The sequence below is a fragment of the Sulfurihydrogenibium azorense Az-Fu1 genome (assembly GCF_000021545.1).
Classification (GTDB): Bacteria; Aquificota; Aquificia; order Aquificales; family Hydrogenothermaceae; genus Sulfurihydrogenibium; species Sulfurihydrogenibium azorense.
The window spans coordinates 707,738-725,718 of record NC_012438.1 but is presented as its reverse complement, the minus strand read 5'-3'; the positions used below and the strand labels follow the sequence as shown (position 1 = coordinate 725,718).

At 31.6% G+C, this 17,981-nt stretch carries 17 protein-coding genes and 2 tRNA genes; 4 read left to right on the top strand and 15 right to left on the bottom strand.

Going from position 1 to position 17,981, the window contains the following annotated elements; all coding sequences use genetic code 11:
- Positions 1 to 9: 9 nt before the first annotated feature.
- On the bottom strand, positions 10 to 1,686 hold the full coding sequence (locus SULAZ_RS03885) for an IS200/IS605 family accessory protein TnpB-related protein (RefSeq protein ID WP_012673554.1): 1,677 nt from the start codon (positions 1,684 to 1,686) through the stop codon (positions 10 to 12).
- 135 nt (positions 1,687 to 1,821) lie between these two features.
- Here SULAZ_RS03885 and SULAZ_RS03880 point away from each other — a divergent pair, with 135 nt between their 5' ends.
- Positions 1,822 to 2,325, top strand: coding sequence for a Fur family transcriptional regulator (locus SULAZ_RS03880; RefSeq protein WP_228357470.1), 504 nt, complete (start codon positions 1,822 to 1,824; stop codon positions 2,323 to 2,325).
- Here SULAZ_RS03880 and SULAZ_RS03875 read toward each other — a convergent pair.
- Together SULAZ_RS03875 and SULAZ_RS03870 are read right to left on the bottom strand one after the other, a co-directional pair.
- Entirely contained in the window at positions 2,288 to 2,845 is a 558-nt protein-coding gene (locus SULAZ_RS03875) for a hypothetical protein (protein WP_012674305.1), read from the bottom strand. The two genes, SULAZ_RS03880 and SULAZ_RS03875, sit on opposite strands and share 38 nt — an antisense overlap.
- 3 nt (positions 2,846 to 2,848) lie before the next feature.
- The gene (locus SULAZ_RS03870) at positions 2,849 to 4,648 is read right to left on the bottom strand and encodes a TonB-dependent receptor plug domain-containing protein (RefSeq protein ID WP_012674260.1); all 1,800 of its coding nucleotides are present in this window, start codon (positions 4,646 to 4,648) and stop codon (positions 2,849 to 2,851) included.
- Between the two features lie 97 nt (positions 4,649 to 4,745).
- Between SULAZ_RS03870 and SULAZ_RS03865 the strand changes: the two genes are divergently transcribed.
- Positions 4,746 to 5,807 carry a PHP domain-containing protein gene (locus tag SULAZ_RS03865; RefSeq protein ID WP_012673464.1) on the top strand — a complete coding sequence of 354 codons (1,062 nt, stop codon included), beginning with the start codon at positions 4,746 to 4,748 and terminating at the stop codon, positions 5,805 to 5,807.
- Positions 5,804 to 6,325 carry a phosphatase PAP2 family protein gene (locus tag SULAZ_RS03860; RefSeq protein WP_012674595.1) on the top strand — a complete coding sequence of 174 codons (522 nt, stop codon included), beginning with the start codon at positions 5,804 to 5,806 and terminating at the stop codon, positions 6,323 to 6,325. Before SULAZ_RS03865 ends, SULAZ_RS03860 begins: the two co-directional genes overlap by 4 nt.
- Here SULAZ_RS03860 and SULAZ_RS03855 read toward each other — a convergent pair.
- From SULAZ_RS03855 to SULAZ_RS03840, 4 genes are read right to left on the bottom strand one after another with little or no spacing between them, the layout of a single operon-like run.
- Positions 6,293 to 9,361 (bottom strand): efflux RND transporter permease subunit, encoded by a 3,069-nt coding sequence (locus SULAZ_RS03855; protein ID WP_012673439.1) that lies wholly within the window; start codon positions 9,359 to 9,361, stop codon positions 6,293 to 6,295. The two genes, SULAZ_RS03860 and SULAZ_RS03855, sit on opposite strands and share 33 nt — an antisense overlap.
- Before the next feature lies 1 nt (position 9,362).
- The gene (locus tag SULAZ_RS03850; protein WP_012673828.1) at positions 9,363 to 9,791 is read right to left on the bottom strand and encodes a nitrous oxide reductase accessory protein NosL; all 429 of its coding nucleotides are present in this window, start codon (positions 9,789 to 9,791) and stop codon (positions 9,363 to 9,365) included.
- Positions 9,792 to 9,803: 12 nt separating this feature from the next.
- Positions 9,804 to 11,123 (bottom strand): FixH family protein, encoded by a 1,320-nt coding sequence (locus SULAZ_RS03845; RefSeq protein WP_012674816.1) that lies wholly within the window; start codon positions 11,121 to 11,123, stop codon positions 9,804 to 9,806.
- Positions 11,120 to 12,304: a TolC family protein gene (locus SULAZ_RS03840; RefSeq protein ID WP_012673509.1), complete on the bottom strand. Its 1,185-nt coding sequence runs from the start codon at positions 12,302 to 12,304 to the stop codon at positions 11,120 to 11,122. Before SULAZ_RS03840 ends, SULAZ_RS03845 begins: the two co-directional genes overlap by 4 nt.
- Positions 12,305 to 12,429: 125 nt before the next feature.
- Here SULAZ_RS03840 and pgsA point away from each other — a divergent pair, with 125 nt between their 5' ends.
- Positions 12,430 to 12,990 carry a CDP-diacylglycerol--glycerol-3-phosphate 3-phosphatidyltransferase gene (pgsA, locus tag SULAZ_RS03835; protein WP_012673664.1) on the top strand — a complete coding sequence of 187 codons (561 nt, stop codon included), beginning with the start codon at positions 12,430 to 12,432 and terminating at the stop codon, positions 12,988 to 12,990.
- Here the strand turns inward: pgsA and dapE are convergent.
- The 8 genes from dapE to leuC form a co-directional block, all read right to left on the bottom strand.
- A complete protein-coding gene (dapE, locus tag SULAZ_RS03830; RefSeq protein WP_012674145.1) occupies positions 12,971 to 14,026 on the bottom strand; it encodes a succinyl-diaminopimelate desuccinylase in 1,056 nt (351 codons plus the stop codon). The two genes, pgsA and dapE, sit on opposite strands and share 20 nt — an antisense overlap.
- Positions 14,023 to 14,817 (bottom strand): IclR family transcriptional regulator, encoded by a 795-nt coding sequence (locus SULAZ_RS03825; RefSeq protein ID WP_012673902.1) that lies wholly within the window; start codon positions 14,815 to 14,817, stop codon positions 14,023 to 14,025. Before SULAZ_RS03825 ends, dapE begins: the two co-directional genes overlap by 4 nt.
- A 30-nt stretch (positions 14,818 to 14,847) precedes the next feature.
- Positions 14,848 to 14,923 (bottom strand) — tRNA-Asp (locus SULAZ_RS03820).
- Between the two features lie 15 nt (positions 14,924 to 14,938).
- Positions 14,939 to 15,012, bottom strand: a tRNA-Val gene (locus SULAZ_RS03815).
- 43 nt (positions 15,013 to 15,055) lie between these two features.
- The gene (mltG, locus tag SULAZ_RS03810) at positions 15,056 to 16,060 is read right to left on the bottom strand and encodes an endolytic transglycosylase MltG (protein WP_012673797.1); all 1,005 of its coding nucleotides are present in this window, start codon (positions 16,058 to 16,060) and stop codon (positions 15,056 to 15,058) included.
- Positions 16,057 to 16,473 carry a Holliday junction resolvase RuvX gene (gene ruvX / locus SULAZ_RS03805; protein WP_012674522.1) on the bottom strand — a complete coding sequence of 139 codons (417 nt, stop codon included), beginning with the start codon at positions 16,471 to 16,473 and terminating at the stop codon, positions 16,057 to 16,059. Before ruvX ends, mltG begins: the two co-directional genes overlap by 4 nt.
- A complete protein-coding gene (locus SULAZ_RS03800) occupies positions 16,470 to 16,661 on the bottom strand; it encodes a YgaP family membrane protein (RefSeq protein WP_012674520.1) in 192 nt (63 codons plus the stop codon). Before SULAZ_RS03800 ends, ruvX begins: the two co-directional genes overlap by 4 nt.
- 13 nt (positions 16,662 to 16,674) lie before the next feature.
- On the bottom strand, positions 16,675 to 17,970 hold the full coding sequence (gene leuC, locus SULAZ_RS03795) for a 3-isopropylmalate dehydratase large subunit (RefSeq protein WP_012673803.1): 1,296 nt from the start codon (positions 17,968 to 17,970) through the stop codon (positions 16,675 to 16,677).
- Positions 17,971 to 17,981: the final 11 nt, after the last annotated feature.

The window sequence follows — 17,981 nt, the reverse complement described above, 5'->3', positions numbered from 1 at the left end:
TGTATAAAACTAACTACACTCTGGGCTGGGGTATTTGTATTCCGCCTTATTCAGATGCAAGCTATCCCCAGCTGGCGGTATTTTGCTTGCATCATAGCCCCTACCCCAAGAAGTAGGAACTATCCCTAAATCGTGTTTCAAATCTTCTATTGCCTCTTTGGTTTTGAAACACGATTTATTTACTACCCTATCCCAATCCCCTTCTACCAGTATTGGCTTCAAAGGTGATAAGTCCCTGCTAATAGACTTACCTAGAATAGGGATAGTAAGGGCTACCTTTACAACTTGCCACAGTTTATAGCTTGTCCAATACAAGCCCCTCATCTGTTCCTTCCTCTGGTTTACAGCCTCTTGGGTCTGTGGCTCACTGTAAAGGCTTTGGATTATTTTTAGGTTCTTATTTAACTCTTTTAGTTTCTTTTCTATTGGTTTTCTTTTATACTGATTGTTTTCTGTTTTTAACTTTTTTTGTGTTTTTTGTTTTTCTTCTTGTAGTCTATCTTGTGCAAAGTTTAAATACTCTCTGTCTGTTATAAGTTTCTCGTAATTCTTAGGTAGTTTTTCTTTAAATCCTAATGCTTTTCTTCCTATTACAAATGCTCCTGCTATGTCTTTGTCTAAATTATACTGTGGTGCATACTTTAATGACCCTACTATTGATGTATATGCTGGATTTACTTGTATTACTTGTATTCTCTTTCTTTTGGCAAGTATTTTTATCTTGTCTAACAAGCCTTTGTATATCCATTGTTGTTTTATTTTTCTCAGTTTCTTACTCCCATCTCCTTTACTGCCTTTTGGTATGTCTTTTAAGTTTTCTATTGCTATTGCCTTATTTCTTTCTTTAGCAATGTCTGTTATTTGGTGTGCTATTTGCCAAGATATGTATTCTCTTTGGTTTTTTGTCTTGTTTAAAAGATTGTGTAAATATAATTTCTCTATACTTTCTAAATTGCCATCTTTTTTTACAAAAGCCATTGCTATGTGAAATGGATTTGCGTTTATGTCTATCCCTATTACTCCGTTGTCTTTTGTTATTATTGGTTCTTCTGTCTTTATCTCTTCGTAGCTTATAAATGCGTAGAAATCATTGTTTATCTTTCTTATCTCTACTGAGTATGGGAAATACTGGTTTGTTTGGTTTGCTTGTATTAGGTCTGCTATGAAGTTAGTCCATTTATCGTTTTGTCTGTTTACTGCTCTTTTTATGTTTGCTTTTATCCAGTTTCTTTCTCCTGTGTTTATTCTTAATATTATTTTATCTTTCTCAAATTCTATTCTTGTATTTAGGTTTCCTTTTTTAGATTTATCTCCTCTTGAGTATAGGCAGTGTTTTCTTCTATCTTGCCATTTTTGTTTTAGTTTTTCTCTGTATTTTCCGTTTATGTGTTTGTTTTTAAGGAGTTGAAATAGTCTTTTACCTCCAAATATAACTTTTTTAGGATTTTGTTCTCTTTCTATACAGCTGTTTATTAGCCACTTTGCTTTGAATATTGCATCGTCTACGTATCTTGAGTTTATGTTAAACATTTTTTGTAAATCTTTTTTAAGGTCTTTTCTTGAGTGTCCTTCAAGTAGTCTGTTGTATGAGTATTTAAAGCAAGAAGAGAATTTTCTCATTAATTCTATCAATGTTTGTTTGTCTTTTTCGTTTTCAAAAGTTAGTTTGCAGTGAAGTGTTATCATTGCTTCTGTTCCATCATAATATTAGTATATACTTTTCAATAGTTTTCTCAACTGTTTTTAGCCTCTTTCAAATGCAAATTATTTGCAAAAATTATAACACAACTTAAATTCAAATGCAAATCATTTGCAAAAATCTTGAAAAAGCTTTTAAATGGTATAATATTTACTCACTTTAGATATCTTAAATATGGAGACGTAATGAAAAAGTTAGCAATACCACAAGGTTATAAAACAACAAAACAAAGAAAAGCAATACTGGAAGTTTTAGAAGAGAATATTACACCTATGCACGCAGAAGATATATACTTTAAACTCAAAGAAAAAGGAATAGATATAAGCCTTTCAACTATATACAGAAATCTTGATATGCTTCAAAAACAGGGTTTAGTTATTAAAGCTTACATGTTAAATGAAGACAAAGCAAGGTTTGGACTTTCTTCAAAAAAGAACTATCTAATCTGTCAGGAGTGTAAAAAGATAGTGATAATAGATAACTGTCCCTTTGAAAAATTCAAAGAGGAGCTGATAGAAGTCCACGGATTTGATATTTTAGGACACAGTATAGAAGTCTACGGAATTTGTCCTGAATGTAAAGAAAAAATCAAAAACGACGAAAAGCCTTCACAAGAAAATAAATAACTAAAGATTCTAAAACAATCAGTAGGTAATGAAGATAGTAAACTTGCTGCTGATTTTGAGTAATGTTAAAAAAGTATTCTAAAGATTTATAAAAAATAAAGGAAACTCCAAGACCTAAAAGGTATCCCGACTGTTTGTACACATCAAGTATAGATAAAAGTTTTTTCTTTTTTAAGATAATCGTCTCAGTCCTTACAAGATAAGAACCAAATACAAAGGTTATTTGATAACCTGAATAGATAAACAAGGCCGTAGAGTAAGAAAAAGGCTTTAATAAAAAAGCTGTTATTACAAAAAGCATAACAACCTCTACAAAGAGAGATATTAAAAAAAATAACTTAACATTCATCAGTTTTTCATAAAACTTTGCCACTATCAACATTCCTAATGCAAGTAAAATACCTCCGATAGAAAATACAGAAGGTTGTAAAGGAGAGTAAATAGAAAAGACAGAGCCGATAGACAGCCCTGCAAACAGAGAGTTTAAAAATTTGTATCTGATATAACTTTTAACATCCATCTTTTAAAAACTTCCGTTTAATCCTACATAAACAGACCTTCCAAAAGACGCATAACCATAAACTGTTTGATAGTACTTATCTGTGATGTTATCAATCTTTAAGTAAGCAGATAAGTACTTATTTAACTTAACATTTAAAGTCGTGTTAAGTATAGTGTAGTAGCCAGTTTGAACATTGTTAGTGTCTTTTCTCTTTCCTATATACTGCCCGTTGAAATTTATAGAAATACTATCTACAGGAAAAGTTGTTATACTAAAATCTATCTTTTCTTTAGGTCTTCTTGGTAGGTCATTATCATTACTGTCCTTTGCAGAAAGGTTTGTATATCCTAAGTAAACATCTGTGTTTAAATTTTTAAACATATACTTGTAAGACATTTCATAACCTTTTATCTTTGACTCACCAGATATATTAGCATATTTAAATGTATTAAAGTCAAAGCCTATCATATCAGTAATTTTGTAGTGAAAGTAATCAAATGAAAAACCTTTATAAAAAAAACCTAAATCGTAGCTTTTTGTACTCTCTGGTTTTAAGTTAGGGTTTCCGTAAGGACTGAAAAGTTGGTTAAGAGTTGGAACGTTGTAAGCTGTACCGTAGTTTACAAGAATATAAAAATCTTTATCAAAAAAGTACTTTCCACCAAACTTATAAGTGATTTTATCAGAAAATTTACTGTAGTTATCTGACCTGACAGACTGGGATAAAACCAAATCTTTTACTTTTAAAATGTTAGTAATAAAGTATCCTGTGTTATGGTATCTGTTATCAAGGTTTGAATCATTTTCTATAAAGTCTTGCCTTACAAAACCTAAATTTAAAAATGAGTTTTTAGCATAATCTAACCTATACTTAAATCCCAACTCTTTTACTCTACCTTCGTAGCCATAGCTCTTTATCCAACCTTTAGGCTCGTTATACTGCCTGTAAAAATCTGATTGATTGTAATAAAACTGTAATTGATGATTTTTTATTGTTTTTGTGTATCTAAAAGTGTAAAATTTTTCATTTATGTGGGCTTTATTCTCTGCATCTACAGGTTCAAATGTTATAGAATCGAATCCATCGTAGTTAACTACTGCGTCAATAAATCTCATAGTAGACTCTACATTATCATTTTCAGTTATATTTAGACCTATTTTTAGGTTTACAGTATCATTTTTGTAAGGGTCTGGTTCCATTTTTAAATCTTTCCACTTTTTCCTGTAAGGTTCTACAGCCGAGATTGATTGAGAGTCTAACCTATGTAATCCAAAAAGTAGATATATTTTATCGTTTGCGAGAGAAAAAGTTGTTCCGTATCTTCGTGTTATATAACTACCGTATTCAAAGTAAGCATTTGAAGAAAAACCTTTCTTTGGTTTTTTTGTGATTATGTTTATAACTCCTGCCGTTGCATCAGCTCCCCACACACCAGACTGAGTTCCTTTTACGATTTCTATCTGTTGAATATCTGTTGCGAGAACATGTTCAAGCATAGCACCGTTTAAACCAGTTATATCGTTTAACCTTACACCGTCTAATAGGACTAAAGTTCTTTTTGGTTCAAAACCCCTTAAGTAAATAGAAGTAGTTTGTCCATACCCACCGTTTGATGAAAAGGAGATGTCTGATATTTTCGTTATAACCTCTGTTAGAGTTTTTGGCTTGTTTTCCTGAATCTCCTCTTGTGTGATAATGTTTACGGGAGAAGTTGTCTGACTTAAAGATGAGTCTGTTCCATAAGAAGACTGGATATTTACTTCCTGCTGTGCCATTACAAACTTTGAAGTTAGTAAAGTCATAAGTATTAATCTTCTCAAAATCTCCTCCTTATGCAAATGCAAATTATTTGCAATTATTATAACATATATGTTTTATGCTATAATCTTTTTGTTTAATTTCATCTTTAGGAGAAGAATGGAATTACTCTTACTGCTATTATTTTTATACATACTCTATTTTGAATTTAGAGCAGTTAGAATTGTAAATCTTGATAAGATTTCTAAAAAAGAATTTAGAGAAGTAAATCTTTATAAGTACAATGTTGTAGCCCACGTTCACACTCAGTTTTCTTTTGATTCTTTAGGCAAACCTTCTGATATAAAAAAAGCTATGGAAGAAAACAGTATAGACTTTGTTTTTATAACAGACCACGACAATACAGACTACAGACTATTTGAGGATGATAGAGTATTTTCTGGAGTAGAAAAAAACACTCCAGATGGAAGGTTGCTACTTCTTGGTAATACACTTCCAGTTATATCCCACCCTCATAACTTTGATTTTGAACACTACCGATGGAAAGGGGATTTTAAAGAAGGATACCTCTACGAGTTTATAGACATTAAAGATATAGTTGTATGGAACAAGTTTATAACTGGATTAGCACTTGTAAAAAATATAATTATCTACCCACTTACACGAAACATAGTCCATAAATGGAACAGTCTTATACCTATAGACAAGTGGAGAAAGCTTTACTGGGATAGAGCTAAACATCTAAACATAATAGGTGGACTTGACCTTCACGTAAAGGTTGTTTATCAAGAGAGAACTCACGGACTTTTAATCCCTTCTTACAGAGCTGGATTTAAATGGCTGATAAACAAAGTTTACTCAAAACAACCAATAAGGACAAAACAAGAAGTCTTAAAAGCTCTGGAAAAAGGAAACCTCTATCTATCTATCAACCAAAAATTCATAGATATATACGGGGAAGACAAAGAAGGAGTTAAAATATTAGGAGAAAGTTTAAAGTTAGGGGGTAATATAAACATAAAGTCCTTAAAAAAAGGTATCACATTTATCTACCACAACTGTAATCCGATTGTAAAAACAGATATTCAAGAGTTTTCTTTTAAGGTTGATAAAGAGGGAGACTACCACGTAGAAGTTTATGAGTATGATTTTAAAATCTTTAATCTATACTTTGGATTTAGACCAGTAGTGATAACAAACAAGTTTAAGGTGATAGATTGAGAAGGGATTGGGAAGTAGCAATAAAGTGGAACATAGAGCTGTTTTATTTGATAAACCATAGAAGGTTTAAATTTTTAGATAGGTTTTACAGATACTTTTTTTATATGGGAAAGACTTACTCTTTACCTATCTACTTTTTACTTTTTTACATCTTTACAGGAACATCTGCCTTTAAACATCTTATTGTAAGTCTGATAATAACAGGGATACTTATGCCTACCTTAAAATATATATTTAGACACAAAAGACCTTCTTCACTACTTGAAAACGTTTATCTACTTGAACCTGTAAGCTTAAAAAGTTTCCCTTCAGCTGACAGTGGATACGTTGCCACTATATTTGCTGTGTCTTTATTTTACGGAAGTTTACCTTTGTCTATAATACTTTTTATTTTAATGATTTTAGTTGGCTATGGTAGAGTTTACATGGGAGCTCACTTCCCATTAGATGTAATCACCGGTTATCTTTTCGGAGTTTTTTCAGGATTAATAGGACTTTATTTCCTTTCCTACTTTTAAACTGTATAAAGCAGGAATTAAGAAAAGGGAAGTTATAAAAGAAGTTAATATTCCTCCCAACATAGGAAGTGCAACCACAGATATAATCTCAGAACTTGGTCCTTTTAGTAAAACTGCAGGGATTAAACTTGCTAAAATTGTTATCAAAGTCATAGTTTTTGGTCTAACTCTTTTAACCGACCCAAAGTATACTTTATTTATAAATTCTTCTTTACTGACGATTTTGGATTCCTTTAATGCGTTAACTATATAAATAATCATTACTATTGACATTTCAACAGCTACCCCAAGAAGTGCTAAAAAACCTGTAATACTTGCAATACTTAGCTTGTATCCCAATATATACATTACCAAAAATCCTCCAAATACAGATACAGGCAAAGTGACTATAACTAAAACTGTTTCAAACACTCTTTCAAAACTTAAATAAACTAAAACAAAAATTGTTATCAAAACTAAAGGAATTATCAATTTTAAATCGTTTAAAGCTTCTTGCCAGTATTCAAACTGGCCACTAAATTGATAGTAGTAGCCTGCTGGGAAATTTACTTCTTTATTAATCCTTTCTGTAGCCGTTTGTACTATCTTAGTAATATCTGCATCTTGTTTTGGTGTTATGTAAACGTATGACACAAATAGACCATTTTCCGACTTAATTTCAGCTGTAGATGATACTCTCTTAACTTCTGCAACTGCTTTTAACGGAATAAATTTATCGTTTAACGGTAGTATAACCTCCTCTGGAAACTGTCTCAAATCCCTTGGAATACCAATTGTTATGTTATACCTTTCTCTACCAGATATGTATACTGAAACAGGAATATTACCAAATAAATACTCAATAGTTTTTGCTACATCTTCTACTCTTAAACCATAAAGTGCTAACTTCTCTCTATCTGGAACTATATCTAAATATGTAGCGTAAGATGTTCTTTCTGCAAAGACACTCATAATACCATCTATACCCGTTAAAGACATCTCTATGTTTTTTGCTAATTCAAGGGTTTGGTTTATGTCAGACCCATAAACTTTTATTCCAAGTGGAGTTCTTATACCAGTAGATATCATATCAATTCTACCTCTAATCGGCATAGTCCAGCTGTTTACAACTCCAGGTAGTTGCAACTGTCTATCTAACTGTGAAATTAAATTTTCGTAAGTCATTCCATCACGCCACTTATCAATAGGTTTAAGAGTAATAATAGTTTCTATCATAGATAAAGGTGCTGGGTCTGTTGCTGTATCAGCTCTTCCTGCTTTACCAAAAACAGTCTCAACTTCTGGAAATTTTTTTATTATTTTATCTTGTAAAGTCAGTAATCTTTGAGCTTCTTGAATAGATATACCTGCTGATGTAATAGGCATATACATTATTACACCTTCATTCAGCTGTGGTATAAACTCTTTTTGTAAATTTTTATAGATTAGATAGTTTCCTACAATAGATATAGGTATAAGTATTAGTACTATGTATCTGTACCTTACCGCCAGAAAAAACAAAGGAGTATAAATTTTTATAAAAAACCTAACTAAAGGATGCTTTTCTTCTGGAATAAACTTTCCTCTGCCTAAGTAGTAGATTAAAACTGGAACAACAACCAAAGATAAAACAGAAGCTACAAGCATTGAGAAAGTTTTTGTTAAGATAAGAGGATGAAACAACTTTCCAGCCTGACCTTTTAAAGCTAATAAAGGGATAAAAGAAACAGCAACAATCAGTAAAGCTAAAAATATAGGTTTTCCTACTTCAGAAAAAGATTCTTTAAGTGCATCTACTACTGATTTACCTTCTTCTTTCCTTTTAACAAAGGACTCTATTAAGACTATTGATGCATCTACCATCGTACCTATTGCAATGGCTATTCCACCTAAAGACATTATATTTGAGTTTATGTTAAATAAGTTCATAAGAATAAAAGTAGTTAAAACAGACAAAACTAAAAAAATTACAACAACAATACCCAAGGTAATACTGAGTAAAAATAATCCTATTACAACTACCACAACAAAGGATTCTTCAATTAAAACTTTTTTTAAGTGATTTATAGAGTCTTCTATGAGTTTTGACCTATCATAAACAGGTATAATTTCTATATCTGATGGTAAACCAGCTTTAAGACTATTTAATTTTTCCTTTACTTGTTTAATTGTTTCATAAGCATTTGCATTTGACCTCATTATAACAACTGCACCAACAGTATTTCCAAGACCGTTAAAATCAGCTGTTGCCATTCTAAAAGCTGGAGTTTCCACAACCTTAGCAAAATCTCCAATTTTTATTGGAACTGAATTTTGTACTTTTACCACAGTATTTTTTATATCATCTATAGCCGATATATATCCTTTAGACCTAACGATAAACTCTCTAGAGTTATACTCTATATACTTCCCACCTGTTTCTTTATTAGTCTCTTTTAAAGCCTTTACAACATCTTCTAAAGATATATTAAATTGAAAACATTTTTTTGGGTCTAAAATAACCCTAAACTCTCTTTCAAAACCACCAATTGATACAACATCTGCAACATTTTCAACAGATAGTAGTCCATACTTTAGGTAAAAGTTTTGAATAGACCAAAGCTCGTCTAAAGACCTATTTTTTGAAACGAGCACGTACTGGTATATCCATCCTACACCTGTAGCATCTGGAGAGAGTTCTACACTAGCTTGAGGCGGTAAACTATCTTGTATGGAAGATATCTTCTCTAAAACTCTACTTCTTGCCCAGTATAAGTCAACGCCATCTTGAAAAATTACATAAATAATAGAGTAATTAGGCATAGAATAACCTCTAACAGATTTAACCTTTGCAAGTCCCATTAAGTTTGAAACAATAGGATAAGTAATCTGGTTTTCTATCACTGAAGGCGATTGACCTATCCATTTTGAGTATACTATAACCTGTGTATCTGTTAAATCTGGAATTGCGTCTAAAGGCGTTTTTTTAATAGAGTATAACCCGTAAAAGAATATAAATACACAGAAAGATAAAACTACAAACCTATATTTAATTAAAATATTTACTAATTTATCCATTTTAGTGAGTGTGTATATCTAACTTTTCAATTAACTCTTTAGTTAAATCTTTGAAAGAGTATACCTTTTCTTTCTTAGCAAATTTTGTAGCTGAAAGTTTTGTAGAGAATGGAGCCAAATCAGGTCCCATAGGTCCATCTTCAATAATTACATAATAAGCCAATTTTCCGTCAATCCACTTTCCAGTACTGTAATCCTTTACCCAAATTTCTAATACTTTATCTTGATTTAAAAAGTAAAATTTTAAAGCATGTTTTGGACTTTCAAAAAATTTGTAAGAACCATCTCTTAACTTTAGCTGAGAAAGAAGTTTATCTTTAGGACTTACACTCATACCACATATAGGACATCTTTCTTCCTTTTGTAGCTCCTTTGGTTGTCCAAAGGAAGTAGTAATAACAAGTAAAATAACAGCTAAAATCAATCTCATGGTGATACCTCCTTAATAAATATTTCTAATTTGAGCTTCTGAATCTAGTAAAAAGTTTCCTTCTACTACAACTTTATCTCCCTCTTTAAGTCCGTCTAAAACTTGACAGTAACCTTGAACACATTTTCCAATTTTTACTTTTTTAGGAATATAATTACCTTCAGATATCTCTAAAAATACAATCTGTTTATCTCCAGTATCAATAACTGCAGATTCAGGAACAGCTAAAACCTTTCCTAAAGGTTTTTCTATTAAAACATCTACCAATTGATTTATCTTTAAGTTTTTAGGATTCACAAGCTTTATCCTAGCTTTAAAAGTCTTGGATTCTTTATCTCCTTGAGGAAAAATGTAATCTATCTTTCCAGTTATACTATCTTCAGACCCAACAGATAATATTAAAACTTCCATATTTTTCTTCACAGAAGATAGATAAATATATGGAATTTCTGCTACAATCCATAAAGTAGAAGTATCAACTATTTCATAGGCAACTTCTCCTGACTTTACAAATCCACCATCGTAAACTGCCTTTTTAGTTATTACACCACTAACTGGAGAAACTACTACCTCTCCTTTTCCCAGATACTTTAACTTTTCTAAAACGGCTCTTTCTAAATCTTCCCTGTTTAAACTTTTAGCAAGTTTTAACTCTTCTTTTGCTATCTCTAAATCAGGATTAAGAATTTTTAAAAGTGGAGCTCCCTTTTTTATCTCCTCTCCTTCAAATCTTTCAAAGGTATCTAACACCCAGCCATCAGACCTTAATGTTATAACTTTTGCTTTTGATAAATCGTAAGATACATAACCAACAACGTTAAAACTCTCTGTCAATTCTTTATAACCGACATCTGCCACTTCAAGTCCTATATACTCCTTTTTTTGAGTATCTAACTGTAAGCTATTATTTTGAGCTTGTTTTTCACCGTCTGGATAAAATGGAATATTAAGGTTATAGCTTAACTTTTTATCATCTAAAACAAAAATTACCTGCCAACCACCTGCCATAGATATGTTTACTGTAGCTTCATAAATATCATCTCCTGTCTTTTTAAGCTGTGCATCTTCCCTCATCTCACCCATTCCTGGCATAGGAGGCATATAAAAGTAAACTTCTTTTATGTTTTTGTTAGATTTTATAAAAATCTTGTTTAAACCAACATCTAACGATTTTTTAACACCGTATACAGTAATCTCTGTTTCTCTATCTCTTATAGAAAAAAGATAATTTTCATTGTTCTCTGTTTTTAAATTCTGCTTTTTGTAAAAAAGATTGTATGCCAAAGCACCAATTAACACAAGTAAAAAACTAATAATCAAGTACTTTCTCATAAAATTTCCTCTAACTTAAATCTTAATTTTAAATTCTCTAACTTTAAATCTAAAACCATCAATTTAATCTGAAAAATCTCTTCAAGAGTTTTTAAAATTTCATCTGGCTCTGCCTTTCCATACTTTAAAGACAGCTCTATCGCCTTTATCTGATTTTCCTTTTCTCGAAGTATTTTTTCGTATATTTCAATAAGCTGTTTGTTTTTGTTGTATGTTATGTTTACAGTATGAAAAAGATTTTTAATCCTAAGTTTCTCATTTTCTAGTTGAAGTTGTTTTATTAATTTTTCTTCTTTCTTTTGAATCTCAATCAAATCTTCTTTTTTTGATTTAAAAACAGGTAAAGTTATACTAATTTTAAAAGTAAACATATCAGGTAAACCTTTTCTGTACATATACTCTCCCGTAAACTCTAAATTTGGTAGATATTCAACTTTAGACCTTTGTATTTCTTTTTCTGTTTTTTCTATATCTATTTCAATCTGTTTTATATACACACTATCATCTACATCAGATTTTTCCGAAAAATCTTCTATATAGAACGTTTTATCATCATTTAAGGGATAATCTCCTCCTATTAGATAAAAAATCTGATTTTTAACAATCTCTTTTTCCTTGCTTATCTCTTCTAAAATCTTTTGAGTTTCTAACACTTTTACATCTAAACTTAGAATATCTTTAAGCTGAACTTTTCCATATTTGTAATTCTCTTCAAAAATTTTTTTATACTTTTTATACAAATCTAACTGCTGGTTTATAACCTCTTCTTTTCTAAAAGAGAAAATAAAATCTGCGTAATTTTCTTTTATCTGTCTTTTTAACTGTCTTTCCAAAATAGTTCTATTTAAATCTATCAGTTCATTTTCCTTTGAAACTATTTGACTGTCAAGATATCTTTTAATAGGCAATGGATACTCTTGGGATAATCCTATCAAAAAACTACCCATAGGATTGTTAGAAGATAAGTAAGGTTTATTAATCTCAAAATTACTAAATCCAACATACAACTTCGGATTAGGTAAAGATAAGATGTATGATTGTTTTAAAGAGTTTATATTTTTTTGGTGATTAAACTCTTTTAACTTTGGAGAGTTTTTTTCAGCAAAACTAATTAGGTCATCTAACTGACTGGCAAAACATACCTTATAAAAAAGCAGAAATATAGTTAAATATTTTTTCATAATTTTAATTATGCAAACTTTGTATGTTAATTACAACGATTTTATTTAACTGTTTTTTTCACCAAAAAATTAAACGGTGTGTAATAATATTATTAACATTATGTTTTTAGAGGTTTTTAAAGTAGTTGATTAAAAGTAATCTTGCAAACATGCTAACTTTGATAAGGCTTTTACTTGTTCCTGTTTTTATAATTGCTCTATGGTATCAAAAACCTTTTATTGCTCTTGTTGTATTTACCGTAGCAGGATTGACAGATGCCATTGATGGATATATAGCAAGGAAGTTTAATCAAGTATCACAGTTTGGAAAAATCGTAGACCCTATAGCAGACAAAACTCTACTTGTGTCTGCATTTATTTTTATATTTAACTCCCAATTACCTATAAAGTTTCCCTTTTGGTTTGTTGTTTTAGTTATATCAAGAGATTTATACATATTAGCTGGAAGTCTTTTAATTTACTTTATAAAAGGTTATTTAAAAGTAAATCCTTCAGTTTTTGGTAAAGCTACAACCTTTTTCCAAATTACAACAGTTATATACACTCTCTTATCAAATGTAAATATTAACTTTTACAGTGAACTACTTTACGATACTTTAATAGGCATTACACTTTTATTTATGGTATTATCAACTTTGACTTACACTTACGATGGATTTAGACAGCTTAACATGACAAAAAGTTAGAGAAGATTTCAAAGTTTTTCTCAAGATTTTCAATGGGGATATACTCATTCTTTTGGTGTGCTTGGGCTGTGTCTCCAGGACCAAAGTTTACAGCGTCTATCCCATACATGCTTAATCTTCCAACGTCAGTCCAAGCCTGTTTTGCCTCTACTTCTAAATTGTACTTACTTATCATCTCTTTTAAAATAGGGTTGTCTTTACAGACTTTTCCTGCTGGAGATACATCTGTAAACTCTACTTCTGCCTGACCTTCTACAAAGTCTATAAGTTCTTTTTTTGCTTGATCTATTGTTTTTCCCGGAGCAAACCTGTAGTTTAGATTTATTTTAAACTCATCAGGAATAATGTTCCTACCACCACTATACTCAACCATCGTTGCGTTTAAAACTTCAAAGTATTTTAAACCTTCAAAATCATACTCTTTTCTACCAAAGTTATACAGTTTTTCTAAAAGTTTATAAGCTTTGTGTATTGCGTTTTCCCCTTCCCAAGGTCTTGCAGAGTGTGCCCTCTTTCCTTTAAACTTAACCCAAGCGTGCATTGTACCAAGGCAACCCATCTGTATCTTATTGTTTGTAGGTTCTAAGGCAAAGGCAAGGTCAGATTGTTGAACAATGTTATAATTCTTTAAAAGTGGTTCTAAACCGTTTGTCTCGTAGGGGCCTTCTTCTTTTTCGTAAAACACGTATATAAGGTTATATCTACTCTCTGTTTTTGAGAAAAGTTCAGCCAGTGCCATCATAACAGCAAGGCCACCTTTCATATCACTTGCACCAAGTCCGTATATCTTGCCGTCAATAACCTTACCTGTAAACTCGTTTATTCCAGGGACTGTATCTAAATGTCCCAGTAGAGTTATAGTTTTTTTGTTAGGGTCTAAATCGTTGTAGGCAATTATAGAGTTGTTGTATCTTATGATGTTTTTCAAAATTTTTTTCAAAAAACTTTCTACAAAGTCTGCTATCTCTTTTTCATTACCTATTACAGACGGAATGTTAACAAGGTCTATGGTATATTTTATGACTTTTTCTTTCATAGTTGAATTTCTTTTGAGTACCCTAACTTTTCTGAGAGTTCTTCACTTGCTTTTAAAAAGCTATCTTTCATCTTACCATGTAAAAGATTAAAAGAAAGTCTAAAGGCTGGAGCTGATAATGTCAAAGCGGCAACAACATCTCCAGTGTAATCTCTAACTGGAACGGATAAACATCTTACTTCTTTTTCCCACTCTTCGTTGTCAATTGCATAACCTTTTTTCCTAACTTCTTCTAACTCTTTTAAAAGTAAGTTTTTATCAGTTATCGTATTTTCTGTAAATCTCTCTAACTTTACTTCTCTAAAAAATTCTTCAATCTCTTCTTTTTCCATAAAGGCAAGATGCACTTTCCCAGAGGCAGAGGCATACATTGGAAGTAATCTTCCTACCCTTGATTTAACAACAACATTTCTTTCTACTTCGTAAACGTCTATGTAAACTATCTCAAATCCACTTCGTGTAGCAAGGTAGACATTTTCTTGAAACTCTTCAGAAAGTTTTTGTAGAAACGGTCTTGCTTGTCTTCTTATCTCTGAGTGGGATAAGTAAGAATGACCAAGTTCAAAGTTTTTTATTCCAAGGGTATACAGTTTTTTTCTTTTATTAAAATCTAAGTATCCTCTGATAACGAGAGTTTCTAATATCTTTTCTAAGGTTGTAGGGGAAACGTTAAATTTTTCTTCTAAATCTTTAGTTTTTACAGATTGTTTTCTTGCGATGTAAAAAAGAATATCAAAAGCCAAATCTACATTATGTACTATGTAATCAGATTTTTCTCTTTTACGATGCATTTTTTACTCTAAGATTTTATTTTTATTAAGCGGAGCCGACGGGATTCGAACCCGCGACCTCCTGCGTGACAGGCAGGCGTTCTAGGCCGAGCTGAACTACGGCTCCGTCTTATTCACTTAGTGGGCGGTAGAGGATTCGAACCTCTGACCCCCTCCTTGTAAGGGAGGTGCTCTGGCCAGCTGAGCTAACCGCCCAAGCAATAACAGGTAAATATAATACTACATTTTATCCTTACTGTCAATAGCTTTTTATATTTTCCTTAACATTTTTCAAGTGGTCTTGATAATTATCTGAAAATATATGTCTTTTTCTATCTTTTGATAAAACGTAGTAAAAGTAATTAGTTTTTGCAGGGTTAAGTACGGCTTCCAGTGAGGATAGGCTAAAACTGCATATAGGAGTAGGTGGTAAACCTTTATACTTATATGTGTTAAAAGGTGAGTCAATTCTCATATTTTCCTTTGTTAGATTACCAGAGTAAAGATTTTTTAATCTTAAAGCGTATATAACTGTTGGGTCTATGTCTAACTTCATATTGGCTTTTAAACGATTAAAAATCACAGAAGCTATGATAGGTTTTTCTTCAGGTATATAGGTTTCCTTTTCTATTAAAGAAGCTATTATCATAGCCTCGTAAAATGTTATTCTTTTTTTGTAAAACTGTGAGTAATCTTTTGATTCAATTTTTTCTTTATAAGGTAGATACCTTTTTTTAAATAGTTCTAAAAATTTAGCAATAAGTGTTTCTACAGTTTCTTTTTCATCTAAAGCATAACTTTCTGGAGGGAAGTAGCCTTCAAAGGATTCACCTACAAGTCCATACTTTTTAACGTTTTCTTTGTTAAATACAAACTTTATAAAATCTTCCTTTTTAAGGATGTTTTCTTTTTCTAACTTTTCTGCAATGTCAAGAAGGTTATCTCCAGGCACTATAGTAAAGAGCCTGAGCTTTACTTCTCCTTTTGCTAATTTTTCGTAAATATCTTTTAATGAGTAATTTCCTTTAAACTGGTAAGTTCCAGCCTTTATAGTTTCATCTTTATGAATTTTAGTGTATATAATAAATATGTACTTATTGATAATTACTCCTTCCTTTTCTAAAATCTCTCCTATCTCAAAGGTAGATGAACCTTTGGGAATTGTTATCTCTTTATCTATATACATTTTTTTGTTTATAAGGATTAATGATAGTAAAATAAAAGCAGTTAAAATTGTAAAAGCTGTAAATAGAAACCTTTTCATCTACCAAAAGAAAGGCTGTCTAAGTAAGTTTGAAGTATGAAAACAGCTGACAAACTGTCTATATAATCTTTTATATTTTTTTTCTTCTTAGTTTGGGAGAGATGTTTTTCTGCTAATGATGTTGTAAATCTCTCGTCTATAAAAACTATGTTTATATGTGGAATGTAGTGCTTTAATTTTTCTGCAAACTCTTTTGTATACTCTACCTGCTGACCTTGTAAACCTTTTAGAGTTATAGGAAGTCCAATAACTACAGTTGACACATTTTGACTTTCTATTAGAGATTTTATATTTTGAAAAACATTATCGTCATTCTTAATGTAATCTAAAGGCTTGGCAGTTATACCAAGGGGGTCACTTACAGCAACCCCAATTCTTTTTGTTCCTATATCTAAAGCTAAGATTCTACTCAAGATGCTGTAGTTTCTTCCTTTGAGGATATTCCAGCTATTTTATAAAGTGGACAAAAACCTGTAATTGCAGTAAGTAGTAAAACTACACCTACAAAAGTAGAAACAACAAAAACTCCTCCTTTTTCTACACCAAGGTATACTAACATTGTTCCTACTAAAATTCTTACTAAAACATCCCATAAAGCCATTGTTTATCCCCCTTTATAAAGTGATTAAAGTTTCAACATCTTCATACTTTGCTACTTCATCAGGATGGGCAATTCTTCCAAGAACTGCAGAAGCAGCTGCTACCGCAGGGCTTGAGAGGTAAACTTGACTTTTTGGATGACCCATTCTTCCTACAAAGTTTCTATTTGAAGTAGATAAACATACTTCTCCTTCTGCAAGTATTCCCATATGGCCTCCAAGACAAGGACCACAGGTAGAAGTACTTATTAAGCATCCTGCATCTGCAAGAATTTCTATTATACCTTCGTGAAGCGCTTGCTTGTATATTTGGTCGGATGCAGGTATAACTATACATCTAACTTCTGGATGAACCTTTTTACCTTTTAGTATAGCTGCTGCAATTCTCAAATCTGAAAGTCTTCCGTTTGTACAAGATCCAATAAATACTTGATCTATATGTGTTCCTGCTACCTCACTAACAGGTTTTACATTAGAAGGTAGGTTAGGACAAGCTACAACTGGCTCTATTTTATTTGCGTCAAATTCGTACTCACAACAGTACTTTGCATCTGGGTCTGACTTGTATATTTTAAATTCTCTGTTTGTTCTTTTTCTAACCCATTCTATAGTTTTTTCGTCTGCTTCTATTACTGCATTTTTTCCACCAGCTTCTATAGCCATATTGGCAATAGTAAGTCTATTATCAATGTCTAAAGCTTTTATAGCTTCCCCGTGGTATTCCATAGCTTTATATAATGCTCCATCAACACCAATCTTTCCAATAACAGTAAGGACAAAATCTTTACCACCAACCCATTTTTGTGGTTTTCCATAAAAGGTAAATTTCATAGTTTCTGGAACTCTTAGCCAAGTTTCTCCAGTAGCCCATATGTAAGCTATATCTGTAGAACCTACCCCTGTAGAAAAGGCACCTATTCCACCGTAAGTACATGTATGAGAGTCAGCTCCTATTACAAGGTCTCCCGGAACGACAAAGCCTTTCTCAGGAAGTAAAGTGTGCATTACTCCACTGTCTTGACCTTCAAAGTAATTTTTTATTCCCATCTTTTTAGCAAAATCTCTTGATATTTTGATCTGCTGAGCAGATAAGATATCTTTTGGTGGAAAGAAGTGATCCATAACTAAAGCTATTTTATTTGGATCGTGAACTTTATCTATACCATACTTTTCAAGTTGTTTTATGGCAAGTGGAGCTGTGATATCGTTTGCAATTGCTAAGTCTACTTTTACTGTTACTAACTCTCCCGGCTCTACATAATCTTTTCCTGCGTGAGCTGCTATTATCTTTTCGGTTATTGTCATTCCCATATTTAATTACC

What these genes read in the sequence shown, in the direction of transcription:
- SULAZ_RS03885 (WP_012673554.1), bottom strand. Translation starts at nt 1,686, where the DNA reads ATGATAACACTTCACTGCAAACTAACTTTTGAAAACGAAAAAGACAAA.
- SULAZ_RS03875 (WP_012674305.1), bottom strand. Translation starts at nt 2,845, where the DNA reads ATGGATGTTAAAAGTTATATCAGATACAAATTTTTAAACTCTCTGTTT.
- SULAZ_RS03865 (WP_012673464.1), top strand. Translation starts at nt 4,746, where the DNA reads ATGGAATTACTCTTACTGCTATTATTTTTATACATACTCTATTTTGAA.
- SULAZ_RS03855 (WP_012673439.1), bottom strand. Translation starts at nt 9,361, where the DNA reads ATGGATAAATTAGTAAATATTTTAATTAAATATAGGTTTGTAGTTTTA.
- SULAZ_RS03850 (WP_012673828.1), bottom strand. Translation starts at nt 9,791, where the DNA reads ATGAGATTGATTTTAGCTGTTATTTTACTTGTTATTACTACTTCCTTT.
- SULAZ_RS03845 (WP_012674816.1), bottom strand. Translation starts at nt 11,123, where the DNA reads ATGAGAAAGTACTTGATTATTAGTTTTTTACTTGTGTTAATTGGTGCT.
- SULAZ_RS03840 (WP_012673509.1), bottom strand. Translation starts at nt 12,304, where the DNA reads ATGAAAAAATATTTAACTATATTTCTGCTTTTTTATAAGGTATGTTTT.
- dapE (WP_012674145.1), bottom strand. Translation starts at nt 14,026, where the DNA reads ATGAAAGAAAAAGTCATAAAATATACCATAGACCTTGTTAACATTCCG.
- SULAZ_RS03825 (WP_012673902.1), bottom strand. Translation starts at nt 14,817, where the DNA reads ATGCATCGTAAAAGAGAAAAATCTGATTACATAGTACATAATGTAGAT.
- mltG (WP_012673797.1), bottom strand. Translation starts at nt 16,060, where the DNA reads ATGAAAAGGTTTCTATTTACAGCTTTTACAATTTTAACTGCTTTTATT.
- SULAZ_RS03800 (WP_012674520.1), bottom strand. Translation starts at nt 16,661, where the DNA reads ATGGCTTTATGGGATGTTTTAGTAAGAATTTTAGTAGGAACAATGTTA.
- leuC (WP_012673803.1), bottom strand. Translation starts at nt 17,970, where the DNA reads ATGGGAATGACAATAACCGAAAAGATAATAGCAGCTCACGCAGGAAAA.